Below are 25,035 nucleotides of genomic sequence, written 5' to 3'. Positions count from 1 at the left end.
ACAACGACCTAAATCATTGTATTAGTGTCTCTTCTTGGTGGTGCGGGCGGTCGGAATCGAACCGACACTCCTTTCGGAACCGGATTTTGAGTGGGGCGCGCGTAGCGTAAGTCACTGTTAATATACAGATATCTTGCAGTCTCACTCAACATGTGTAAGGATTTGTGTAAGTCCGTGACGAAATCGAGCGGTTACGCCACACCGGCGGCGTTCGCCGCCGAACTCGAAAAGCAACGGACGGGTTTAAACCCGTCCGTTGCTTCACCCGCGCTCCTGCGCGACAACAACGGTCGGTCTCTGGTTGCCGCTGGATGAAAGCCGGGGGTCACGTCAAACCTGACCATGCGGTCGTTTTCAGTTCGCCTGGGGCTCTTGCTGGCTAGCCGAAGTCTAATGCCTACTCGGTGTGCTACGCGCCTTCTACAATGGTGGGCCGGTCGCCGGGCGTCCAAGGCTCAGCTCGGTGCATGATCCTGTCAAACAGTTCCGACGTGAGGTGGTTTGCAAGCCACGCCTTCAGGCAAGGAAGAGGCTGAGCTTCGAACCAGTTGCGATCGACCTTAGCGAACTGCCGAACGAACGGCAGGATCGCGGCGTCTGCAAGCCCCCGCACTGCTCCGCAAAGTTGGCCAGCGATTGCGACCCGAGCATCAAGTTCGCGCAAGAAGTGGAGCCCCATTTCGCGATGGCTGTCGGGCTCCGAACCATGGGCATTTGGATATTTGTATCGGTCAAGGTGGTGCTTGAAGATGCAATCGTTAGCGGCAATCAGCGCCGGGTCATCGCGCGCAAGCCAGCCTTCAGGGTCCTGAATTTCCAGCGCCCAACGCATGATCGCAAGACTTTCCTCGATCACCGTTCCATCGACCGTCAGAAGTACCGGCACAGTCCCCTTGGGCGAGGCCAACAAGAGTGCTGCAGGCTTGTCGGAAAGCCGAACTTCGCGAAGCTCATATTGTGTGCCGCTCGAGGCCAGTGCCAACCGTGCCCGCATCGCATAAGGACACCGACGGAAACTGTAGAGAACGTGGTGGTCCATCACCTATATATGCAGCGCAGGGCGGTCGCAAGCCAGTCCAACATCGTGCGCTTCTCGCCAACCAGGACCCAGTCGCATCTATCCAAAAGTGGATTCCGGGTTCTCAGCTTCCACCACTCGTTCAGAGAACCGCGAAGGCCGTTTCCCGGATGCCAGACGACACCGCCGAAGCTTGCAAGAGTTACTAGTCGATGGTGGGGTTTGTTGGCCAAAACTTCGCCAAAGCCCAAAGAATAGTCATCCCCAATACAAATGCTACCGAGAACTGCGCTGCCCTCGCGCCAAGCTGGTCCCAGCCGAGCTTTCTGAGATGGTCGAAGACAAACGTCCCGATTAGCATAGCCGGGAGGAGGGCTACCGTTATTCGCCAATGCTGTCGAAGCTGCATGACGCTCCCTATGAATGATTCGGATCACCCCCGCTAGTGGGGCGCCGTGCGCCCGATCGGTTCGGAGCCCCTCAGACCCAATTCCGGACGCTAAGGTCCCTAGCGACGCGTCCAGGAAGCGGACATCTGCTCATATTGTTCGATCGGTCTTGGCGAACACGCGAATGCCGCGACCGTCGACAAGACAAATGGGACATTGCGCCACGTATCGCTGCGCCCAAGGCTGATCGGACGGCGTTCCGGTCGCTCCCCGAGCAATCAAACCCTCTTACGGAAAAGAGTCTCCCCTCCCGCGTCATCGGGCTGTCATAATAACATATGATAAGTTAGTTTGTAGGTTAACTAGGGGGAAAAGATGATTCGCATTATCCAGCAGGCGCTCCTGCTCGGCACGGTATCGACCTTAGCGCTGCTGGCGGCACCCGCCGCGGCGCAACAGGGCCAACCGACCAGCAACCAGGAAAAGCCACCCGCCGATCCCGGCCAGGACTCCGACATCGTCGTTACCGGCACCAGGGCGTCGGCGCAAAAGGCCGTCGCTATCAAGCGGCGGGCTACGCAGATCATCGACACGGTGTCGGCCAGCGAAATCGGTCAGCTTCCCGATTTCAACGCGGGCGACGCGCTGAAGCGCGTTGCGGGCGTGAACACGCTGCTTTATCAGGGCGAACCGCGCTTCATTATCGTGCGCGGCTTCAACCAAACCTATAACGCGATCCAGATCGATGGGTTCAGCCTAGCGTCGACCGACGTCAATCAGGGCAGCGGCGTAGCCAATGGTCGGCAGATTTCGATGGAAGTGCTGCCATCGAACATCGCGGCGCATATCGACGTCATCAAATCAGCCCTGCCGGCCAATGACGGCAACTTCATCGGCGGCTTGACGAACTTTGTCACCGCCAGCGCGTTCGACTTCAAAAAGCCGACGTTCACGGCAGGCTTCAAGGGCGGCTTGTCGCTCGACAGCAAGGGGAACGGCGGCAATCACTTCGGTGCCCAGGCCGAGGTCGCCGCAGCGACCCGCTTTGGCGCGAACCGCGATTTTGGCATCTACCTGTCCGGCACTTATTGGAAGCGGCAGATCAACGTGCCGCAGTATGAAGCTGGCGGCACCCGTAACTGGTATGATGCCGCTGGCCGGGTGACGACGCCGTTTGGCGGCACCGGCTTTGCGGTCCCCTCGCAGCGGCTCTATTATAATTATCAGAACGAGCGGAGCCGGATCGGGCTGCAGGGCCGGATCGACTATCGCCCTGGCGGGTCGATTTCGGCGAGCGTCAGCAGCTATTATTTCCGCCAGACCGAGCGCTCCTTTCGCAACGATTTGAACGCCTCTGTGCAGGGCTCGTCGCTCAACACCGGCCAGACCGCGACCAGCGGCACGTTGACGAATGTCACCCAAACCGTGCAGCTGGGCCGGTTCATTTGGACGCGCCAGGTCTATGGCACGTACGGCACGGTCAATGTCGATCTTGGCGGTGGATGGCGTGTCGATGCGGGTGCCAGTTGGTCGCACAGCAACGTCGACAATCCCCAAACATTCGACGCCTTTGCCCAGACAGGATTGCAGTTCACATACGACACCGGCGGTCGCACGCCGACTTTCACCGCCGTCAATCCGACCAATGCGGGCGATCTCACGCGCTATGCCCCGACCGTCCACCGCGAGGAACGTTATGGACTGGACGAGGACCGCTACGACCTGCGCCTCAACATCGGTTTCAACGACCGGGCGGAGGACCGTGGCTTCGGTGTGATGTTTGGCGCGCGACTGCTGATCGATGATCAGGACCTAACGCTCACCCGGACGAACTACACCGGGCTGACGTACAATCTGGCGGCAGCGGTAAATGGTACGCTGTGTGGCTTTTTGTGCGACACACCGGTGCCGCTGATCGACCCGGCAAAGGTGGACGGGCTCTTCGCCGCCAACCGCGCGACCGCGACCGCGGCGATCGATCTCGCGGGTCAAGCCGGCGGTACCTATGGCACGCGCGAAAGCGTTCTGGCCGGCTTCTTCCAAGCGCAATATCGGTCCGACCGGCTGTTCGTGGCAGCAGGCGTACGTGTCGAGCGCACGCAGAACAGCTCACGCAGCACGCAGGCGACCAATGGTGTCTATGCGCCGATTTCAGGTGGTCAGGTTTACACGAACATCCTGCCCTCGCTGTCGGTCATGTTCGATACCAGCGACAGCAGCAAGCTGCGCTTCGGGGCGAGCCAGTCGATCGGGCGGCCGGGCTTTGGCCAGTCCTCGCTCCGTGGCCCGGTGCTCAACACGCTCGGCAACCCGCCGACGCTGACCACCAGCAACCCCGCGCTCAAGCCACGCAGCGCCATCAACCTTGATCTTGGTCACGACTGGTATCTCGACAATGGCAAGGGAATCCTGACGATTGCCGTATTCCACAAGTGGATCAAGGACGACATCTTCACGACTGGCGCGTTGCAGACGGTGCCGGGCGTCGCCGTGCCAGTGCTCGTCACCCAGCCGCGCAACACCACCAGCCAGGTCAGGGTCTATGGTGTCGAGGCCGGCTTCTCGCACGACCTAAACTTCCTCCCCGCCCCGCTAGATGGCTTTGGCGTCAGCGCCAACGCGACCTTGACCCGCGCTGCCTTCCCGCTGACGCTGTCAGACGGGTCGATCCGCGTATTCAGCAGCCTACCGCAACAATCGAACCGCATTTACAACGCGTCGGTGTATTACGACAAGGGCGGCGTCCACGGGCGCTTCGCCTGGACGCACACCGGCATGCTGTGGGACGACCGGTTCCCCAATCTCACCCCGGCTGGTCTGTATGCCAATCGCTTTCAGGCACCGATGAACAATTTCGACCTGCAGCTGTCGTACGACATCAAGCCGGGCATCACGCTCAGCTTCGATGCGCTGAACCTCACCGGTCAGGGCGTCGAGTTGCGCTACGGCCTCAACCAGGAGCTGTTGCAATCGAAATGGAAGCTGCCGACGCAAATCCTGTTCGGCGCGAGAATCAAACTGTGATGAGCCGGAGACATTTTCTGGAAGGGTCCGCCGTCGGTTTGGCGGGCCTCTCTGCCCCGCGGGCGTTGGCGCAGATTCCCGGGTTGCCCGATGTCGGGCGCAAATTCGGGGTAGATGGTCGGGTCATGCCGTTCGCGGGCAACACGATCGTCTGCCATCTGCCGCAGCAGGGCGAGCATTCGGAAAGCTTCGATGCGCTGCTCAACATCTACCGCGCGATGCCTGCCGAAGACTGGATGCGCAAGGTAACCGCGACCCCACCGTCAAGCTATCACATGACGATATTCGGTGGGGCCAACGACAAGGCCCGGCAATATCCGCTTTGGCCCGCCGGGGCGCCGCTCGACCTGCCGATGAAGCTGTGCGACCAGATACTGGGGGAGCGGTTGCAGCGCTTTCGCCTGGGCGAGAATGGACCGCCGTATAAGATGCACGTCAATCTGGCGGAGCCGTCGGTCAAGGAAATGCCACTGACCATCAGGCTGCTACCGTTTGATCCGCAGACCGAGCAACGACTGCGTCGCCTGCGCGATGCGCTGTCTGTCGTAACCGGCATCCGCGCCGACGATCACGACCGCTATGAATTTCACATCACGCTCGGATACCAATTTGCCCCGCTGACCGAGCCGGAACGATCGGCTTTCCGCCTTGCTCTGGCACGCTGGAAGGCTATGTTGGCGATGCAGGCACCGGTCATCACGCTTGGGGATCCGGAATATTGCACGCTTGATGACATGTTCGCGTTCAAGCGGCAATTTTACCTCAGCTAAGCGAGCGAGCCGCCGGTCATTTCCCTGTCATCGCCGAGATGCAGATAGCAAAGCCGATGATGGTTGGTGGCAGGGGGATTTCCGGTTGGGGACGCAGGCCGGGACAATAGCAGCGCGCCCGGGCAAGCGCTCGGCCTTTGCGGCATATATGCTAGCGCACGGCGGGAAGTCGCTGTTTTGGGTGGCAAGCGATCTCTACTTTACGTTCTACATGAACGAAGTCTGCGGCATTGCCCCAATCGTGACGGGGCTGGTGGTCGGCTTTTCGCTCCTAGTCGCCGCGATCGCGGATGAAACCTTTGGCCGCATGCTTGGCGCAAGGGTCACAACCGCAGCGCAGGCCGGTCGCCTTCAATTGGGCGGCGGTATGGCGAGCGCGGTTGCCCTGCTCACCTTCGCATCGGTGGCCTTTGTGCCAACCGCACTTCGGGTACCCGCATCGATCGCCACGCTGCTGCTGTTCCGGCTGACCTATGCGGCCATCGACGTGCCGCAGAATGCCCTTTTGACGCTTGCAGCGAGCAGCGGTGGTGACCGAACGGCTCTGGTCGCCGGACGCAACGTGGTCGGCGGCATGGCCCGAATCACGCTGTCATTCCTGTTCATTCCAGTATTGGCGCTGCAACCGCCGGCCGCCGCCGCAACGCGCTTCTTCGGACTTGCCGCTGCCGTTGCCAGCAGCGCGATCTTGGGCTCGGTGGTCCTGGCGTGGGTGCTGCATAGGCGTTTGGCCGCGGGCGTGGCGCAACCCGCAACCGGCGATGCGGCGGCGACCAGGCGGCTCGCCTTATGGATGTTCGTCGCCTCCACCGGGACGACGGGGTTCGTCCAGCTGGAACCCTATCTGGCCACTTATGGTTTGATCACCAACACCGCCGGCTCGTCGTTCATCACGGCGGTTGCGGTCGGCACTGTCGCGTCGCAGCCGTTCTGGCGGCTTCGCGCACTCCGGACGCCGGGCCGAATTTTGTCGGAAGCGCTGCTGGCGATGACCGCGGTAGCCGCGATTTTCCCGTTCATGCCGCTTTGGGGGACGATTGGGGCAGTCATAGGCGGGCTGTTATATGGCATCGTCAGCGGCGGGCTGATGTTTGCCTTATGGTCGCTACTGGCCCTTACCGCGGCCGGGCCAATGACGCTCGCAGCGCACGGTCGTTTCTCTGCGGCTGCAAAATGTGGTCAGGGGATTTCGACGATTGCAATGGGCGTGATCCTCCAATTCCTGCGTGACGAAGCGCTGATCCACTTAGGAACAGTTCTCGCCTGGCTGATGGCGGGCGTGCTGATCGTAACCATCGTCGTGTTGACCTTTCTTTCCCGTCGCTCACGGAAGGAGTGGACATCGGCGCCAGACTGAAACATACTTCCTATTAGTAAGCTGGTGAGAGGTTACGCATTGGTCGGTCCATTTGCCTCAGCCCATGCTCGCGCACAGGCTGAGCCATTTCGTGCCTTGTCAGCAAATGAGCGGCAATTGATTGGCCTTATTCGACGCGACGCGCCGCTGTCGCGCGCGGAACTCGCGCGGCGCACCGGGCTCGCCCTTCCAACCATCAGCCGACTGGCCGACAATTTACTGCGAGACGGCCTGATCGGCGCTGAGGAAAAGGTTATGATGACGCGGATGGGGCAACCAAGCCTGCCTCTCGTCATCGCGCCGCACGCCGCTTTTGCCTTTGGCATCGCGGTCCGCGCTGACATGCTGACGGTCAGCCTTGCGCACCTATCGGGAATGATCGTTGCGTCGATCGCCGAACCGCATCTTGGTGCAACACGCCAAGACACCGTCGAACGGATCTCCAATCTAATCGTGAAACTGATCGAGAGTAATGATGTTCCGGCAGCCCGGGTCTGCGGACTAGGAGTCGGCATCTCTGGTTTTTTTGTCGAGCATCCGATGCGCATCAATGCGCCGCTTGGCATGGAGGACTGGGCCACCAGCGACCTTGAATGCGATCTGGGGCGTGCTTTTGGACTGCCGGTACTGATCGAAAACGACGGCAATGCAGCGGCCTTGGGAGAATATCTTTACGGGCGTGGGAATGAATATCCCAGCCTTGCGTATCTCTTCATCGATCGCGGACTTGGTGGTGGCGTCGTCCTCGACGGCAAACTGATGCGTGGTCGCAGAGGCAATGCCGGAGAGTGGACCGGGGCCTTGCATCCGGACATGCGGCAGGACCGGCCTACTTTGCGGACGCTGCTCGCCATGCTCGAGACGGCAGGCGAATACTATGACAGCATTGAGGATATGGTACGGCGGGTCGATCCAGCCTCCCCTGCTGTGAGCGCATGGATCGAGCGGACCCTCCCGACGGCCAACGCGATTATTTCCGCGATTGGCGCGATTCTCGATCCTGACACGATCATCATCGGCGGCCGATTGCCCAAGCCGATCGCGCAGCGACTGATCGAGCGGCTAGAATTCTACAGCGTGCCAGTGCGGGGAACCGACCGCGCCTTTCCCAAACTCACCACAGCCTCGGCATCCGGGGACGCCGTATCGCTTGGTGCGAGCGCCTTGTGTTTTCAAAGGGCCTTTTTTTGACGAATGTGTCTCAAATCCGAGGGCCGCGATCGGGCTGGGTGTGCGTTGGCATCCAAGTTTGACTCCCTCTAATCCTGTCGATAAACAACTGATTAGACAGAAGTAAAGGTCGATCTGGTCAGGTTCCAAGCAGCGCCGATTTAACGATGGGCTACCCATGCGAATTGTCCTGTATCACCACATTCGAACAGCGCGATGGCGTCCCGCATTAAACGCCGATTCACGCGTTACTCCCGAGCCCGCACGGGGCCCTTCGTTCGAGCGCAGGCTCTCTGCATCTTTTGATTCAATTCTCGTCGTTTACGGGCGCGGGTGCAAAGCCGAGAAACTGCTATTCGTTCATGTTGTGACTCCGGGCGTATTACAAACCCCGCTCATCTTTGATGCACCGTGTGAGGCGCGACCCGCTTCATGGTTGCAATCATCTACTCACATTATGATGTGCTGATCGACGTCGACCGACAGCGTCTCACAGAGGAGAGTCAAACGAAGGCACGCGAAGGAAACTTAGAACAAAGCGGCATATCAGGACGAAGCGAGTTGGGAATTTTACTGCGATCGTCGGCCGAGTGGTGCTCGGGCTGCTCGACAACTCAACAATGCTGTTCGATCTTTATCCACGCCGTCGCCAGCTTCGCTCCCAGCGCGACCTCGCCCGTTGTGGACAAATGCAACCCGTCGGCATTGCGAGGTAGGCCCGCAGCGGAGACGACATCGAGGCAGCGGCCCCGGATCGCGCGCTGTGCACGCTGCATCGCTGCCCATGCCGGGAACCTGCTGCCGTAGCTGCCCTTCGTCGGGCGGTCGCCGATCGCGACGGCGATGACTGGCAAGTGTGGCTGGCCAAGGTCGCGCCGGAGATCGCGTACCAGCCGCGATAATGCCGAAGGCCATGCCCCCACTAGCGTCAGTGACTCGGCATCGCTTTCGCCTTGGTACCATAGAATTCCACCAATGCGTGCGTCACGTGCCGCTGCTTGCGCACGGGCAAGGCACGACCCATAGAGCGTCGTGCGGTCGCGATCCGTACGCCAGGCAGCGATCGCGCTGCCTCCCTTGGCGCACGGGACAAGCAGAATATGCCGCCCAGGCTGGCGCGCGATCAAGTTCTTGGCAAAGGACAGCCCAGGCCCGACTCCGGCTGCTCGATCGACCGAGACGGCATCGATTTGCCCGACTGGCGAGTCGATCGGTTCGCGCGCCATCGCAATCACGCCGTCGTTACCTAGCATTTTGATGCGCGGGTCGGGCTCGATCATCAGCGCCGCTGGGTCCGTCGTCGCCCCGCGGCCGGACATATTCGACTGGCCCATCAACAAGAATGCGATCGGTGCGTCCGAAGGGCGCGGCTTGACGCCGCTGGAAACCGTGGTGCAGCCCGGCACGCCGAACAGGACAACGCCCAGGAGAACCAGCCTCGCCAAGGGTTTGGCGGCCATCATGCGCCGCTCGGCCAACCCGTACTTACGACGGGCGGCGGCGGCGTTGGCCGGCGGACAATCGGCGCTTGCCTGTGTCATTCGTTCGCGCCCTTCCTCAAACGGCCCCGCGTCACGCTATGGCAGGGGCGGGTAGCCGCTCGGCGCAACGGCCGGTGGCGCTATCGGGGAAAGCAGCGCGCCGGTATCCGCGTCATAGCGAAACGTCTCGACAATGTCGTTGGTCCGCACCGTCAGCCTGCCCGAGGGATCGTCGGCAACACTGATCGCCGCAGGTGGCTGCCCCGGACAGTCGACGATTGCTCCGCTGTCGAACCCACCCGTTTGTGGGCGGATGAGGCACGGAGCCACTCCAGCGCGCCCGAGCGTCAGCCAGCCTTCGGGCGTGATGGTATGGACATAGACCGGGCGACCGAACAGATCGACCGTAGTAAACGACTCCCCCTTGCCATAAATACGGCTCTGGTGGCCGACCATCTGCACGCCGACCTCGTTGCGCTCGAGCAGCCCGCGCGCGTCGATGTAATAATGCGCGATCTGAGTGCCGGCATAGGTCGGCCAGCGTAAATGCATGTGCATATGCGGGGGCGCGTCGCGGTGTCCGTGCGGGAAATTGGTATCGAAACCCATCAATTCAATCGTGCCGATCTTCTCCGCGGCCACATAACTGCCAAGCCCGATTGCGCGGATGACTTCGCGTTGCGCAAAGGTCAGCACATTGGCCGCCGCGCGCTGCCGGTCTGGAAAATCGCCCTCTGCATAAGCACCAGCCCGGCGAGCTCGGTCAGCATGTTCAAAGCGCAGCACCGTCCCGGGCTCAACCAGGTGCGTCGAAAATTCTGCCGCCGTTACGGCATCGCTTGTCAATGGCGGCAGCGTGAGCGTCAGACCGTCCTTGGTTGCCTCGAACGGAATGTCCCCCGATTCTAGGATCACCCGGCGCACCGCGTTGCGCCGCTGCGCAAAGCGCAACTCCAGCGTGCGGCGTAGCGGGACGATTAGCTCGACCGACGTTTCGCGGTCATTCTCCGCCGTATAGCCGGCATCGTTGCCGATGCGGCACGCCGGGCAGCTTTCGGGCACGAAAGTGACCGCTGGTCCCGATGCGCCGTTTGCCTTAACGAACTTCAGCACGACCCGCGCAGTGTGGGGTGCCTCGGCACCCCATGCCATTGTCGAGACCGCCGCCAGCAGGCCTGCACACAGCACCCGATTGATCATAGTTTCGGCTTCCACGAAAGCCCAAACCACAATGCACGGCCGACAGGAAAGAAATTGTTGATGAGCGACCGGTCCGGCCCCTGGCGGACGACAAAAGGCGCCTTGGTCAGGTTCTGCGCCTGGAACACTGCCTCCAGCCCCGGCAGAATCGAATAGCGCAGTTGCAGGTCGAGCTGGCCGCGCGGCTCCTGGTATAGATCGCGCTCGGGCGTATCGAGATCGACGCTTTGCAGCGCGCGCCCGATCTGGTTGAATGACAACCGTCCCTCAAAACGGCCGATCGTGTAAAAGGCTGTTATGTTGGCGATGTAATTTGGCTGAAGGATTAGATTGCCTGTCTTGCGGGTCGCTGGTGCGCCCTGGGCAATTGCGGCAGCACTGCCGCGCAACTCCAGCGACCCGTCAAGGACCGTGAAATTAGCATTGATCCCCAGCCCGCGCAGCCATTGTGGTAGAAACTCGAACCGGTTCTTCGCGAAGCCGATTTCAAGCCCCGACACGCGCCCGCCGCTCGCGTTGAGCGGCGTGCTGATCACGACGTTGGCGTAGCTCACGCCCTGAAAAGTCGTTGTCGGCCCGGCATTCGTGCCGTTGAAAATGATATCCGTTAGCTCTTTGTGGAAGCCTGCGACCGAAAAAAGGCCGCCGCCCGGCATATACCATTCATACGATACGTCGTAACTGACCGCCTGGAGCGGGCGCAGGCCCGGATTGCCGATGTTGACCGTCAGGACATTGGCCGTCGACACGCTAAAGCTCGACCGCGCGGCATATTGGCTAAAGTCGGGGCGGCCGATCGTCTTTGTGACGGCCCCCGTAAAGCGCATGTCGGGCGAGATTTGCCACGTCGCAATCGCCGACGGCAGCCAGTAACGATATTGGTTGGTTCGATTGAGTGGCGTGTAGGCCGTTGACCCGGCAATTGTCGATGCCTGGTTGGTCAAGATGTCGATGGAGGTGCTGTCGCTGCGCAGCCCGGCCTGAATGTAGAAATTGTTGCTCCGATATTGAAGTTGACCGTAAAAAGCCGTGGTTTTTTCTACATCGGTGAAATCATCGGCGAAATTGTTGACGATCTGATTGGTCGCGACGAACAGCGTCGGGTTCGCTGCCAGCAAGCCTAGCACCCGATCGGGGTCGAGCGTGTAATAGGGCGTTTCACTATCGCGCGCGGTAACGACACGCGGATAGATCAAATTGGCGATGCCACCGATCTGCGTCTGCGCCGCGGCATTGGCCGAGGTGAATTCGCTATAAGTCACGTCATAGGACAATTTGGTTCGCGTGTAGGTAAAGCCGACGCGACCGCCAAAGCCACGGTCGGCGTCGGTCGTATTAAACGCCAAGCTCGCCGTCCCGTAAGCAATGCTCGACCGCGAATTGCGCAGAACATCCCGAATATACAGGTTCTGATAGGCGTCGAGGTTCATCCCGCGCGCCGGATCATTGTGCACAGCCCGCGGGAAGCCATTGACGATCGAGTAGCTATAGCCATTGGCGGGCAGGGCCGCTGAACTGACGCGGCCCGGGACGACACTGCCTGCCCATTTCTGGAAAATCCGCTGCTCGTCATAGGTGGCACGAGAATAAGAGCCGGTCGCATCGAAATGGAGCTGCGGCGCAATCTCGAAATCGCCTTTGACGGTCGCCAGCACGGTGCGACGCTTCTGCGGCTGGAACACGATCCCCTCTTGCAAGTCGCCGCTGGCGAAGCGTCCGCTGGCCGCGGTGACGGCGGTGGGTGCGCCGCTCGGGATGGTCAGCACCTCGGCGCGCAGCTCTCGGTCCTGATCGTAGTAAAAGCCGCCAAAGGCCGAGAGGTGCAGCTTGTCGTTCGGGCTGAATTCAAGCTTACCGTTGATGCTCATGCGTTCGCGATCATTGTCGAACGCAAAATCTTGCAAGCGCACCGGGGCGATGAACCCCGTAGCCGACAATGATCTGAACGGCGTTGCCGTGCCTGCCGCTGTATAATAGGTCCAGCCAGCCCCGGCGGTGTCGCCCGGCAATTCAGTGAGCGCGGCTGAGTAAATGCGCTGATACTCGCCCGACAGCACAATCCCGAAGCTGCGGTCGGCACCGAATACTGCCGAGGCGGTGGCGTCGGCGCGTACCGACGGCTTTCGCTCGGCAATGAAATTGCCCGATGAATCGTTGAAGCCACCAAAGCCGTTCACCGCTAGAAAGCGGTCGCCGCGACCGGTGAAGGCCGATTTCGACACCAGGTTGATCTGGCCGCCCAGCGCGTGCGGATCGAATTCGGCGGTGACCGATTTCACCGCTTCGATCCGCGCCAGAAACGATGCCGGAAACTGTTCAAGCCGCGCCCCTCGCACGGTATATTCGCTGCTCGCGAGCGGCGCGCCGTCGACCATGATGAGATTATATTTGGGGTCGAGCCCGCGGATCGCGACGCGCTGATAGATGTCGCGGTTCTTGGTTGGATCGAGCCCACCGACAGTCGACAGCCCGACGATGCGTCGGCTGGCTTCGACAACGTTCAAGTCAGGCAGGCGACCGATATCGTCTTGGCTGATCGCGTCTATGATGATGCTCGATTGACGCTTGGCCTTGATCGCTGCCGCCTCAGCCGCGCGAAAGCCAGTGACGACGATATCGGCATCCCGCTGATCGTCCGCCGCCTGTGGGCTGGTCGGCGCCGTCGGTTGCGCGTTCGGCGTCGATTGCGCGGTGGCAACCATAGGCCACGCCAGCGTCGTCCCCGCCAACAACCATGCATATTGTAAACATTGACTACTCATACAACCCCCAATATCTGATGTGGAGGTTTATATACCAATCTGTATGATATTTTTATGGCAGTTGGTAAATTTCGGTTTACGACCGCTTGGCATGGGCGAGCCGCTTGATAACATCGCATTTCGGCAAGGAAGTTTATGATCGATCGTCCTGCGAATGCCCGTCTTTGGACACCGGCCACGGTTCAAGCCCGACCGCTGTCGGCGCGCGAGCGCCAGGTGCTGCGGCTAATTCGTGCGGGCGGCACGCTCACGCGCTCGCAGATCATCAAGCACCTCGACTTGTCGGGGCCGGCAATTTTTCGCGTGACGGAGGATTTGTCGGCGCGCGGGCTGATCGAAATTGGCGAGGGCGTGGCCCACGGGCGCGGCCAACCGAGTTCGTCAGTCCGCCTGATCGCCGATTCGGTCGTGACCGCCGGTCTGTCGGTGATGACCGATGCCGCCGAAGCTGTTATGATTAACCTCGCCGGGGAAATGCTGGCTCGTGCCAATCTTGCTGTCGACGACATGGCCCGCGCAACGATTTTGCCAGCATTTCAAGACTTCATCGACCAAAGCCTTGAGGCGCGCGGGCTGGATCGCACCAGGCTCGGCGGGATCGGCGTTGGCCTTTCGGGCTATTTCATGGACGACGGGGTTCAGATAAACACTCCGACTGAGCTCGACGATTGGGCCTTGATCGATTTGCCGTCGCTGCTCGGCCGCCAGTTCAAGTGCCCTGCCTTTGTCGAAAACATTGCACGCGCCGCGGCGATCGGCGAGGCATTGCTCGGGGTAGGCTCGTGGGCGCCAAGTTTCGGTTTCATCAACGTCACTGCCGGGCTGGGGGGCGCGATCGTCATCGATGGCGAGCTGATGCGCGGGCGGATTGGCAATGCCGGTGAGATTGGCGCGATTCCGGAAATGCTCGGTTATCCCAAGCCCGATCTGCCCAGCCTGATCGCGACTCTGCGGGCGCATGATGTCCATGTGACTGCCATTCGCGATCTGCTTGAGCGTTACGACGAACGCTGGCCCGGCGTCGATGTGTGGGTTGCGCGCATGGCACCGCCCTTGTCGTTGATTGCAGCCTTGATGCAACATCTGCTCGATGTCGACGCCGTCGTCATCGGAGGTCGATTGCCGCGCCCGGTGATCGCCCAATTGGTCGCGGCGATGCGCCTGCCGCCCGGGCCGACGCCGCCCCGTCGGGGCCTGGCGAAACCTGCGCCACAGATCGTCCCGGCGGTGCTTGATTCGACGGCGGCGGCCGTGGGCGCGGCCTCGGCGTTCCTGAAACACCAATATTTCTAGCCGATCCACCGAGTCCTTAAACGGTCGCAGACTGGCGATAAACTACATCGCAGGGGCAAGCGAGGGAAGAGACGATGAACGCCTCGCCGACGCAGCAGCAGGGCCGGATCGGCTTTGCTTACGGGCTGGCTCATTTTGGCAAAAGTTCGCTTTGGCATTGCAGCGAACTGCTCTACGCATTCTTCCTGACTGAAATCTGCGGCATCGCGATCCCGGTGGCAGCGGCGATGCTGGCGGTGACTATGGCGCTCAACGCCGCCGTCGATGCAATGCTGGGCGCAAGCCTAGCACGGCGGGGCGCGTCGCTGAAATCGGGCGCCCGCGTGCAGTTGGTCGGCGCGGTGGTGGCCGGGACCGCGTTTGCCGTCTTCGGTAGCGTCGGCATGTTGCCCGCCGACCTGCGCGTCGGACTCGGCGTGTTCGCACTGCTGGCGTTGCGGCTTAGTTATCCGTTCATCGATGTGCCTCAGAACGCGATGCTCGGCCTTTTGACCCGCGACGATGCGGCGCGAGCGCGGCTTGCATCGTTCCGCTTCATTTGGGGCGGCTCGGCGCGGATCATGATCGCCGCCGTGTTCGTGCCGGTATTTGTCAGCAAGGGTTCGGCGGATCAGGCGCAGAACTTCATGCTGCTGTCGGGTATCATCGCATTGTTGGCGATCGCCGGTGCAGTTGGGCTGCAATGTAGCGTCGTAAGGCTTGCGGCTGCCAACGCGCCATTACCGGAGGAGCTGTCGATCGCATCGGCCGCGCTCCCCACCGCGGAACTCGTAGTGCCTGTGTTCGCGCTCATCTTCTTCATTTCAGCCGCTGTATCGATCTTCGCGCGAACCGAGCCCTATTTGGCCAGCTACCTCATCAGTGACAAAGTTGGGGGCTTCAGCCTTCTGGTCGGTATTGCATTCGCCAATGTCCTGTCGCAGCTCGGCTGGGCGCGACTGGCCTCGCGAACTTCTTTGGCCCACGCTCTGTGCGCTTCGTCGATAATGCTCGGGATTGGATCGCTCCTGTTCAGTGTCTCGTTTCACATGGAGGGCTTCCTTGCCTACTTGGCGATCGCATTTTACGGCGCAGGCTCTGGCGGAGTCAGTATGGCGGTCTGGGCGTTTGCGGCCAAGCTCACCGCGAGCCGCGATGAGGGCAGCTTTCGCACGTTCGGCATGCTGACGTGCTGCTCAAAACTTGGCCTTTCGACGGGTGTCCTGTGTGTTGGTCTGTTGCTGCAGGTCGTCGACTTTCATGATCCTGCGCTGTCGCGCACGGCGAGCATATATCTTCCGGCCATAGCCCCATTGCTGAGCGCAATTCTGTGCGTCGTGTTGGCCATTCGCGTGATTTCGCCGCTTCGCTCAAAAACAAGCTTCGAATGACGAACCAGTGAAAGCTAGGCCAGCGCTGCACTTCGTGCGTGCGGGTCTGATCGTCGTTCAAGAAGGCATCCGTTGGGCACCACCAATTGGTGACTTCCTCCAGGTTTAACGCCCATCCCTGCCTTTCAAATGTGCGCGCAGCGCTCGATCAGCAACGATACAGGCTGCATCTGGCGCCGAGGGAATGATCCCCAACAGTGCGGCGACGAGCGGGTGCAGGTTCACGTTTCGCAACAGTTCGATCTCGATGCCATTTTTAAAACTCGGGCCGACAGCCGCGAAGACGCCACGCACGGTGGATGTATCGCCCACCCAGGGCCCAAGTATGCCTTCGAGACCCTGCCCTTGAGCCGCACGCATGCGCGGCTGCTATTTGGCCCAGGATGGTATCAGATTCTGACAATGATTCCGATGCCGGTTGTGGACAGTCGTGCGACGAAGGGCGCGGCGAACCCCCGCGCTGGTATGGCCATTATCGGGTCGGATGGACCCAGTTGCGGTCGTCGAGAGCGTCATGCTGACTTCTTAACTCGAAACGTTCGTTCATCGCCGCCGTGGCGGCTGCTAGGCGCTCCCCGCTTGTGCTTATGTGTTACGTCATCCGGTAATTTTCTTGCCGCGTGATCATTGCCCAGATCATGTGTGCTCTTTTGATGGCCAGCGTGACAGCCGCCACCATGCGCGGCTTGCGCCCCAGCAGGCAGCCGAGCCAGTTGTCGGGCAACACGCCGCGCCGGATGATCCAGCGGATTCGGCTCATTGCGCCAACGATCAACAGCTTCCGTATATCGGCTTGCCCCATCTCGCTTACGCCGCCGAGCCGCGTCTTGCGGTCGGTCGATCGCTGGCGAGGCACAAGTTCGAGCCAGGCGGCGAAGTTCCGACCGCTGGCAAAAGCGCGCAGGTCGGATGCGAACGCCATGATCGAGCCCGCCGTCACCGGGCCGACGCCGGGGACCGGGCACATCCTAGGAGGACACCGTGGCATCCTTCGAAAAATTTGACGCCATTCTAGCGATCTGCCCGAAAAGCATGCCCCACCTACCCTGAGCAGTGAGCCCGCGCGCATCGTAAAATAACCAATTAGTAGAGAGAGTTGCGCCCTTCTAACTCGATATGTAGACTACATACCGTTACAATACTTATTCCTGTAACAATGAGCGCACATAGGGCGGGAGAAGCTAAAAAAGGGGAACCACTATGAACAAAATGAGATTTTCATGCGGCTGCGCGATGGCCGCGATAGCCACTGTAGCTCTACCCGCGCATGCCCAATCCAGCCCGCGTCCCAAGGAAGCGCCGCCAGCATCGACCGTTCCGGTTGCGGACGAGCAAACGGCTGATATCGTTGTGACCGGATTTCGTGGCAGCCTTGAACGCTCCCTGAACATCAAGCGCAATGCGACCGGCATCGCCGATGCCATCACTGCCGAGGACATCGGCAAGTTCCCTGATCTCAACATTTCGGAATCGCTGCAGCGCATTCCGGGCGTAACGCTCGACCGCAACAGTTTCGGTGAGGGTCGACAGATCAATCTGCGCGGTCTCGGGCCAACGTTCACCTTGGTCGAAATCAACGGTGTCGCTGGAACCTCGAATAATGATGGTGGCCGCTTCGGTGGCAGCGGCGGCGGCGGTGGCCGTGGCTTCAGCTTCGAGATTCTTCCCGCTGAACTCTTCACGAGCGCCGTCGTCAACAAGACGAGCCTCCCGTCGCTCACAGAAGGCGGTCTTGCAGGTGTGGTCCAGCTCGAGACGCCACGTCCGCTGTCCCAGAAAGACGGGTTCCACGTTACGGCATCGGCGCTCGGTAACTACAGCGAGATCAACAAGCAGGTCGATCCGCGCGGGGCGGTCTCGCTGAGCTACAAGCCCAGCGACAGTTTCGGACTCACGGCGTCCATAGCCTATGCCGACACAACCTTCCGCTCCGACACGATCGAAGGCGGCAGCTGGCGCGCATTTTCCAATTCCAATACCGGTCCGATCAGAGCGACGCCGGAGGTAAGAGCCGCCCTTGTCGCCAATGGTCCCCGTTATTATTACTTCCGCGATCAAAGGGAGACATTTGGTACGACACTTGCTCTTCAGGCGCGTCCCACAGATACTGTCGAGCTAACGGTCGATGGGCTTTACGGTAAACTAAAGAGCGATCGGACAGCCTTGCGAGATGACTTTGCGATAGAAGGCGGGGCGAACGCTCCGACCAATATTACGATCGAGACTATCGGCGGAACGAACGTCATCACCCGCGGCGATTTCACGAACATCCAGCAGCGCGTTGGCGCCAACTTTTACAAAACTGATGAAACCTTCCTGCAATTTTCGGGTAACGTCAAGTGGACACCAACAGATCAGTGGACTATCACGCCGATGGTAGGATACTCAAGCCGCAAGACAGATCGCACATTTGATCTATATTCTTTCCGACTTGCCGACAACGCCGGAGTATTTGATACTGGCACCGTCAGCTATGCAACGCGAGGCGATTTTCTCGATTTTAGGTCGACTGGGACTAATCTCACGAGCAATCCGCAGAATTTCCTACTCAATACCTTCGCCTTCCGCCCGACTAAGGACAAGGATCAAGAGTTTTCGACCAAGCTGGATGTCCAGCGGACTTTCGAATCCGCCCTCAAGAGCGTCCAGTTCGGCGTGCGTTATTCGGATCGTAACGTGACCCGCACGGCCACTGACACGCGACTGAATACCGCCGCAGGCGTCCGGGCAATCACGTTGCCGACGCTTGCGACCGTTGGCGGACTGGTTCCGTTCCATGTCAGCGGCGGAGGCGCTTCGGTGCCCACCCAATTGATTTCCGTCAATCAGGATCTCGTGCGCAGCACCTACCTGCCTAATGGCCTCAACGGCGCGCCACTGGCAGGAACGGCGTTTAGGGTGATTTCATCAGCAACGCCCGCACAATCCTATGATGTAACCGAGAAGACGTTTGCGGCTTACGCACAAGCTCAGTTCGACATTGGCAATTTCAACCTCGTCACCGGTGTCCGCTTTATCAATACCGAGCAGTCCATCAGCGGGTTCCAGGTTGCCAACGCGAACTTGGCGAGTGAGCGAGTCACGCCCGTCACCTTCAACAGTTCCTATTCCTTCTTTCTTCCCAGCATGACCGCGCGTTGGGAAGTCGCGCGCGACGTTGTCTTGCGGGCCGCCTATGGTCGTACGATTACCCGGGCGAACCTCGGCGATCTTGCGCCATCAGAAAGCTACAACGGCATCGATGAAAGCGGCGGCAGGGGATCAAGGGGCAATCCAGCTCTCACGCCCTTCAGCGCCGACAATTTCGATATTGGTGGCGAGTGGTATTTCAGCCGAGACAGCGTGCTTGGTGTGAACTTGTTTTATAAGGACATCAAAAACTTCATCGACACCACAACCTTTGTCGAAACCCGCACATACCCGCGGCAGGCTGATGGCGTGCTGGTGAGTGGGCCCATCACCTTCACCCAGCCGGTGAACGGCGTGTCGGCCAATATCAAGGGGTTCGAGGTCACACTGCAATCTAGGCTTGGCCTGATTACGGCTGCCCTGAAGGATTTCGGTTTCGTAGCAAACTATTCCTACACCGACAGTTCCGCGAATTTTGCTCTGGCAAACGACGTGCGGAGTCAGGGGCTGCCGGGACTCTCGAAAAACAGCTATAATCTGGTCGGCTATTATGACAATGGCAAGCTCGATATGCGGTTCTCTTACTCGTATCGGGCTCGATATCTGGCACAATTTGCCGATGACTTCGGAATTCCTCGCTTCACCGATCCATATGGCCAGCTCGATTTTTCGGCAAATTACAACATCACGGATAACTTCTCCGTGCAGGCGCAGGTCAATAACCTGACCAAGTCGCAAGCGGTGAACAAGTCGAGTGCTCTCTATCTGCCCTATGGAGTGGCGGAACTTGACCGGCGCGTGTTCTTCGGCGGGCGGATGAAATTCTGATTTAAGCGGAGGTTGCCTGACGCTTTATGTACAGCCGGGCGATGAAATCGTCGCCCGGCCGTCACGCGTTCCGCAGCAGATATGCTATTCCACCATCATGCTGCTCGACATTCTCCTGGCAGGCTTGACCTTGATTCTGGTGGTCGCAGCAGGTGTCGGACTGAACCGGGCACGTGGCGGCCTGCTCGAGCGGTTCACCGCGCGACGGCAACTATCTTGGCTAGTTCTAGGCGCCTCCATGGCCGCATCATCGACCTCGGCCGATACACCCTTGCTGATTGCCGGAGCGGTCTATGCAAACGGCTTGGCTGGAAACTGGTTTTGGTGGGCCAGCGCACCTGGCGTGCTCGCTACGCTGTTTTTCTTCGCGCAATTGTGGCGCCGCGCCGGTGTAGTAACCGAAGTCGAGATTATCGCCCTACGATATGGGCAGGACGCCACTACTCGACGCTACAGGATGTTTGTAGCGGCCTTCGACGGTGTCATCGTCAACGCGCTGGTCCTTGGGTCGAACGTGTTTGCGTTTGGGCTGGTTCTATCAGCGCTGCTTGATCGGTTGGGTGCAGCCAACCGAAGCGGGCTCGCCGATGCGATCGTGCTCGTCTGCCTGCTCGCGACCGCCTGCTATGCTCTGCTGGTCGGTTTTCGCGGACTCGTGAAATCGGATGCGGCGGAATTCGCCGTTTCGATTGCAGTTTGTATCGTTCTGGCCGTTGTTGCAGTTGCAAAGCTGCCTCATGGCCTTTCGAGCCTCGGTCCGCTTTTATCGGCGCGCAGCCGCGATCCGCTATTCGCGCTCTGGCCAAATGAAGACATGCTAGCGCCGCTGGTTTTGCTCATTTGCAGTTGGTGGCATTCCGCACCGGGCAAAGGTATGCTCGCACAGCGCATCGTGGCCTCCCGAGATGAGCGTTCAGCGATGTTAACCGTCTTTACCTTCACCGGGCTGCACTACCTCGTGCGCCCTTGGGCTTGGTACATTGTCGGTGCTACCGGCCTGATCTACCTGCCTCATCTCGCCAATCCGGAAGCCGTATTCCCAAAAATGGCCGCTCAATTGCTACCATCCGGCCTGTTCGGCTTGCTAGTTATGGCTATCGCGTTGAGCTTCATGGCGAGCGTGAATAGTAGGCTGAACTTTGGCGCCTCACTGATCGTCAACGATGTTGCGATGGTGCTTCGCCCGACCATCTCCCCACAAGCCCAAAAGCGCCTTGAGGCCGGCGTGATCCTGCTGCTGTGCATCATGTCCTTCGCAGTCGGCACATTATGGGCGTGGCCCGGCATCCGGACGCTCTATCAGTTCTTGACGATGATGCTGGCGGGGACCGGGTTCGTCGCAATTGCGCGCTGGTACTGGTGGCGCACCACGATCTGGAGCGAGATTTGCTCGTTAGTCAGCGCAATTCTCGTTGCAGCGATTTCATTGTCGTTGGCGGACATCTCCGATCCGTTGGACTATGCCATGACGCTGGGCTTTAATTTCATCTTTGGCACTGTCGTCACGCTGCTAGCGGCGTTCTTCGGTCCCCCGGCCAATCGCGAGGTTGCGGCTGCATTCTACACGCGCGTGCTCCCCGGAGGACCGGGCTGGGGAGGGTTCGCCGGGGGCGCCACCTCGAACCTCGGTAGTCTCACCATTCAATGGCTCCTTGCGAACGGAGCGCTCTTCATCGGCATTTTTGCAGTTTCGCGTGCATTGGGCGGAGACGTCCCACAGACAGTAGGTTACGCGACGGTCTCCACCGTATGCTTCGTTGCACTTTACCTGGCCTGGCGCCCGCTTCGGTCAGCGCCGACGGCTCGCATCGTCGAAAAGCCGCGCAACGGGCAGTGAAGCGGCGCCGATTTCGAGGCAGTCAGCTGCGGGGTCGACAATGAGCTGCGGAGGAGGCGCGGTAACACCGCCAAACGACACGCCAGAGAGCTGAACCCTACCCGCAAGTGCTTTTCGGACAGCGATGGGCATACGCCCGGCGAGCACGATCGCTTCCGGATCGATCATTGCGCAGACCGCCAGAAGTGCTCGCTCAATCAGCGCCACATTTTCCTTCAACCACGCTTCAACATTGGCATCCCCATCCTCGATTGCTCTTGTCGCAGCCACTTCCAATTCGTCATCGCTAGACAGGCCCATGCACATGGCAAGGCTTTCTGTCGAAGGCCGAACATGGGGCGTGTGGGGAAACAGGAAGGCAATTTCGCCGGCGTTGCCCATACGGCCACGGAGAAGTTTTCGCCCCACGATCGCGCCACCCCCCAGACCGTGAGTCATGACAAACACGAAGAAGTTGTCGAACTGCGCTCCGGCGCCGTGAACGAGATGTCCAGCTGCGGCGGCTCGGCCATCATTTTCCACGACAACGTCGATCCCGAACCGCTCCGTAATTCGGACGTCGAGATCGAGCTGCATCCAGCCCTCGAGGTCTCCGCGGCGGACGACGCGCTGCAGGGCCGGATCATAGAAGAAGCCAGACTGCGATACGCCAAGCCCCAGCAACACTGACTTATCCGGCACGTGGAGGAGAGTTTCCGCGATCAGCGTCTCGCTTACCTGGGCCGAGGGATCTGCCCGAAGGAAATCGCCGCGCTTCTCGACACGCCTGATGACCCCCTCAACGAGATCGCTGATGACGCACGTGATCCGGTCATGTTCCAGTACTAAGCCGAGCGACAGGATGCGCCCTGGTACAATGCCTAGTTCGATCGCCGGCTGCCCCATGCCGCCGGTATGACGGCGGGCAAACTCGAAAACATGGTCGGCGGCAATCAATTCCTGGCAGATACGGGTCATGGACTGTGGAGACAATCCTGTTGCCTGCGCGATCTCCGCGCGACTGGCGCGCTTCGCCGCGTTCAGTGCGCGCAGCACCGCGATATGCCCGGAATGCCAGCCAACTTTCTCCCAGGAGTTCATAGCCCGGCGCCCGACACTTCTCATTTTATCGTTAATGGATTGTGGAGCTGACCACAGCAAGGATAATTCCGAGCACAGCGTTGAAATTAAATACCGGCACGGTATTAATATCACATGTCGATTGCCTATCGCTCCTGCCAAACGATTCTGCCGTTGTCGCTAGGGATATGCTTGGCCCAGCAGGCGATCGCGTCATTGCCGACGGCGCCATTTCCGCTCGGCCGACCCGATCTGGAAGAGACACGGTCGAGCGAGACCTTGGCCCCTGGCGTCACCCTTTACCGCGTCGCCCGAGGCTCAGCCGATCGCAGTTCGCTCTGGGTAGTGACTGCTGGCGTTGCGAGAACCAAGACCGAAAAAACAAAGCTCCTCGCCTGCGTTCGGACGGTTGGCGTCGAACCACGCATGGAAGCCTATGAGACTCCCGGACGGCATCCGGCTGCCTATGTCGAAGTGTTGGGGGGAAACTATCCCGATGAGGCTTTAGCCCGGGCCGCAGTGGCGCGCGCACGTGGTTGCGCACTCAGCACACGGGCGATTGCGGCAACGCCATATCAATCCACCGGCCCTTGGCGCCTCAGCATCGTCGAGGTCGATCCATCGGTTTACCGGGGACGGCTGTTTTCATGGGCCGGCACCGGCAATGCCACGAGGCGCACGACAACCACCGAGATTGCCCGCAGCCGCAATGCGCTCGTGGCCATCAATGGCGGTTTCTTTGCTATGACAGCGGAAGAAGGCGTGGTCGGCGAACCCGCTGGTATATCGGTTGTGGCCGGTCAGTTGCGGAGCGAGGCCACCCTGGGCCGACCTTATCTCGTGATCCGCGACCAGCCTCGCGTGTCCGTCCAGATTTCCCCATCCGCGCGTCCATGGCCAAAGATCAAGTGGAGTGACGGCCGCATTACATTGGTGAACGGGATTAACCGCCAGCCTGGGCAGGTGCGGGATTGCGGAACGACGGGGAAATCCAAAAATCGCTTGCCGTCACAAGACGAAACATGTGCTGTCACCGACGATCTCGTGGCGATCACAGAACACTCAGGCTTTGTGCCGAATACCGCCGGCGCCGTGATGGCTACCCTGAGACAGGATGGCCACCTTGTCGAAGGTCGAGCGACTTCGCCTGGGGGCATCATGCTCGTTGGGATCGGCCGAATGGCGAGGGGGTTGCGCGAACGTATTTCATCCAGCGTTACGGCCCAGCTCGATCTGAGCTTCAACGATCCCACAGGCGACGGTGACACCGACCTGCTCTACGCAGTCAATGGCGCGCCATTGCTGTTATGGAACGGCAAAATGGTCCGCCACGATGATTCCGAGGGCTGGGCCACTCGCAATGCCTCCATTTCGCGCCTGAAATATGTTCATAACTGGTCCGTCCTTCGCAATCCGCGCACTGCTGTTGGAGTGAGCGCCGATGGCCATATCTGGCTTGTGGTAGTCGATGGCCGAGAGTTCGCTGAATCCAGTTCAGTAGCAACGCGCCGGAGCGTAGGTCTTTCGATCGAGGAACTGCGCCGCGTCATGAAACATCTGGGCGCACGAGATGCCATCAACCTCGACGGTGGCGGATCCAGCGCAATGGTGGTCCGTGGTTGTCTCATAACTCATCCATCGGACCCGACCGGCGAACGCGAGATTGGCGATGCTATTTTGCTCGTCTTAGAGCGGATTTCGAGTGATATGAATCGAAAGAGGATTCCCTCACGGGCTGATTTCTGATTCATCATCTACACTGGTGAAGGAGGCCAGCGCGGATGGGTCAGCCTTTGTCGATGGATTTGCGCAAGCGGCTTTTGGCGGCGATTGATGAGGGGATGAGTTGCCGCGCGGCGGCGGCACGGTTCGAGGTCGCGCCCTCGACCGCGATCCGCTGGGAGGCGCAGCGGCGCGCGACCGGCAGCTTTGCGCCGAAGCGGCAAGGGGGCGATATGCGCTCGCGCCGGGTTGAGGATCGGCGGGCGGACATTCTCGCCATCTGGGAAGCGCGCAAGGACATCTCGCTTGCAGAACTGCGCATGGCGCTCACGGAGACCGGCTTGCGGGTCTCCATCGCCGGTCTTCACCGCTTCTTCGTGCGCCACGGCATAACGCGCAAAAAAAGACCGGCCACGCGATTGAGCAGGATCGCCCCGACGTCCTGAAGCAGCGCCAGGACTGGTTCGAGGAACAGATCGATCTTGAACCCGAGCGCCTCGTGTTCATCGACGAAACCTGGACCGCGACCAACATGACCCGCAGCCATGGCCGCTGCCCGAGAGGCGAGCGCTTGCGAATGGGCTATCCGCATGGGCATCGCAAAACCACGACGCTGGTTGCGGGTG

General features: G+C 60.1%; 16 protein-coding genes and 1 pseudogene. 10 read left to right on the top strand and 7 right to left on the bottom strand.

What is annotated here, in order from left to right:
- Window positions 1-409: 409 nt before the first annotated feature.
- Window positions 410-1,039: a glutathione S-transferase gene (locus B7Y43_RS04050; protein WP_374130339.1), complete on the bottom strand. Its 630-nt coding sequence runs from the start codon at window positions 1,037-1,039 to the stop codon at window positions 410-412.
- A 743-nt stretch (window positions 1,040-1,782) separates the two neighbouring features.
- On the opposite strand from B7Y43_RS04050, the gene B7Y43_RS04045 reads away from it, so the two are divergent.
- Genes B7Y43_RS04045 through B7Y43_RS04030 form a run of 4 tightly spaced genes read left to right on the top strand, consistent with a single transcriptional unit; the run spans window position 1,783 to window position 7,749 of the window.
- Entirely contained in the window at window positions 1,783-4,431 is a 2,649-nt protein-coding gene (locus tag B7Y43_RS04045) for a TonB-dependent receptor (protein ID WP_374130333.1), read from the top strand.
- The gene (locus B7Y43_RS04040) at window positions 4,431-5,201 is read left to right on the top strand and encodes a DUF1868 domain-containing protein (RefSeq protein ID WP_374130332.1); all 771 of its coding nucleotides are present in this window, start codon (window positions 4,431-4,433) and stop codon (window positions 5,199-5,201) included. Before B7Y43_RS04045 ends, B7Y43_RS04040 begins: the two co-directional genes overlap by 1 nt.
- A complete protein-coding gene (locus B7Y43_RS04035) occupies window positions 5,161-6,558 on the top strand; it encodes an MFS transporter (protein ID WP_374130331.1) in 1,398 nt (465 codons plus the stop codon). Before B7Y43_RS04040 ends, B7Y43_RS04035 begins: the two co-directional genes overlap by 41 nt.
- Before the next feature lie 24 nt (window positions 6,559-6,582).
- On the top strand, window positions 6,583-7,749 hold the full coding sequence (locus tag B7Y43_RS04030) for an ROK family transcriptional regulator (RefSeq protein WP_374130330.1): 1,167 nt from the start codon (window positions 6,583-6,585) through the stop codon (window positions 7,747-7,749).
- Between the two features lie 593 nt (window positions 7,750-8,342).
- Here the strand turns inward: B7Y43_RS04030 and B7Y43_RS04025 are convergent.
- Genes B7Y43_RS04025 through B7Y43_RS04015 form a run of 3 tightly spaced genes read right to left on the bottom strand, consistent with a single transcriptional unit; the run spans window position 8,343 to window position 13,111 of the window.
- Entirely contained in the window at window positions 8,343-9,269 is a 927-nt protein-coding gene (locus B7Y43_RS04025) for a sialate O-acetylesterase (RefSeq protein WP_374130329.1), read from the bottom strand.
- A gap of 36 nt (window positions 9,270-9,305) precedes the next feature.
- Window positions 9,306-10,409, bottom strand: coding sequence for a hypothetical protein (locus B7Y43_RS04020; RefSeq protein ID WP_374130328.1), 1,104 nt, complete (start codon window positions 10,407-10,409; stop codon window positions 9,306-9,308).
- Window positions 10,406-13,111, bottom strand: a complete 2,706-nt coding sequence (locus B7Y43_RS04015) for a TonB-dependent receptor (RefSeq protein WP_374130327.1) — start codon at window positions 13,109-13,111, stop codon at window positions 10,406-10,408. Before B7Y43_RS04015 ends, B7Y43_RS04020 begins: the two co-directional genes overlap by 4 nt.
- A 195-nt stretch (window positions 13,112-13,306) precedes the next feature.
- On the opposite strand from B7Y43_RS04015, the gene B7Y43_RS04010 reads away from it, so the two are divergent.
- Window positions 13,307-14,464, top strand: coding sequence for an ROK family transcriptional regulator (locus B7Y43_RS04010; RefSeq protein WP_374130326.1), 1,158 nt, complete (start codon window positions 13,307-13,309; stop codon window positions 14,462-14,464).
- 74 nt (window positions 14,465-14,538) lie between these two features.
- Window positions 14,539-15,834 carry an MFS transporter gene (locus B7Y43_RS04005; protein WP_374130325.1) on the top strand — a complete coding sequence of 432 codons (1,296 nt, stop codon included), beginning with the start codon at window positions 14,539-14,541 and terminating at the stop codon, window positions 15,832-15,834.
- Between the two features lie 105 nt (window positions 15,835-15,939).
- On the opposite strand, the gene B7Y43_RS04000 is transcribed toward B7Y43_RS04005, so the two are convergent.
- Both B7Y43_RS04000 and B7Y43_RS03995 read right to left on the bottom strand, forming a co-directional pair.
- Window positions 15,940-16,194 (bottom strand): hypothetical protein, encoded by a 255-nt coding sequence (locus B7Y43_RS04000; protein ID WP_374130324.1) that lies wholly within the window; start codon window positions 16,192-16,194, stop codon window positions 15,940-15,942.
- A 232-nt stretch (window positions 16,195-16,426) separates the two neighbouring features.
- Window positions 16,427-16,801 carry a transposase gene (locus tag B7Y43_RS03995; protein WP_374130323.1) on the bottom strand — a complete coding sequence of 125 codons (375 nt, stop codon included), beginning with the start codon at window positions 16,799-16,801 and terminating at the stop codon, window positions 16,427-16,429.
- Window positions 16,802-17,034: 233 nt separating this feature from the next.
- On the opposite strand from B7Y43_RS03995, the gene B7Y43_RS03990 reads away from it, so the two are divergent.
- Window positions 17,035-19,791 carry a TonB-dependent receptor gene (locus tag B7Y43_RS03990; RefSeq protein WP_374130322.1) on the top strand — a complete coding sequence of 919 codons (2,757 nt, stop codon included), beginning with the start codon at window positions 17,035-17,037 and terminating at the stop codon, window positions 19,789-19,791.
- A 97-nt stretch (window positions 19,792-19,888) separates the two neighbouring features.
- Window positions 19,889-21,628, top strand: coding sequence for a hypothetical protein (locus B7Y43_RS03985; RefSeq protein ID WP_374130321.1), 1,740 nt, complete (start codon window positions 19,889-19,891; stop codon window positions 21,626-21,628).
- Here the strand turns inward: B7Y43_RS03985 and B7Y43_RS03980 are convergent.
- On the bottom strand, window positions 21,581-22,708 hold the full coding sequence (locus B7Y43_RS03980; protein WP_374130320.1) for an ROK family transcriptional regulator: 1,128 nt from the start codon (window positions 22,706-22,708) through the stop codon (window positions 21,581-21,583). The two genes, B7Y43_RS03985 and B7Y43_RS03980, sit on opposite strands and share 48 nt — an antisense overlap.
- 405 nt (window positions 22,709-23,113) lie before the next feature.
- Here B7Y43_RS03980 and B7Y43_RS03975 point away from each other — a divergent pair, with 405 nt between their 5' ends.
- Both B7Y43_RS03975 and B7Y43_RS03970 read left to right on the top strand, forming a co-directional pair.
- Window positions 23,114-24,433 carry a phosphodiester glycosidase family protein gene (locus B7Y43_RS03975; protein WP_374130319.1) on the top strand — a complete coding sequence of 440 codons (1,320 nt, stop codon included), beginning with the start codon at window positions 23,114-23,116 and terminating at the stop codon, window positions 24,431-24,433.
- 35 nt (window positions 24,434-24,468) lie between these two features.
- Window positions 24,469-25,034, top strand: a pseudogene (locus B7Y43_RS03970) (IS630 family transposase); the annotation flags it as partial.
- Window position 25,035: the final 1 nt, after the last annotated feature.

This window comes from Sphingomonas sp. 28-62-20 (assembly GCF_002281505.1).
Note: the sequence above shows the minus strand (reverse complement) of the source record. Positions and strands in the feature narration are given on the sequence as shown.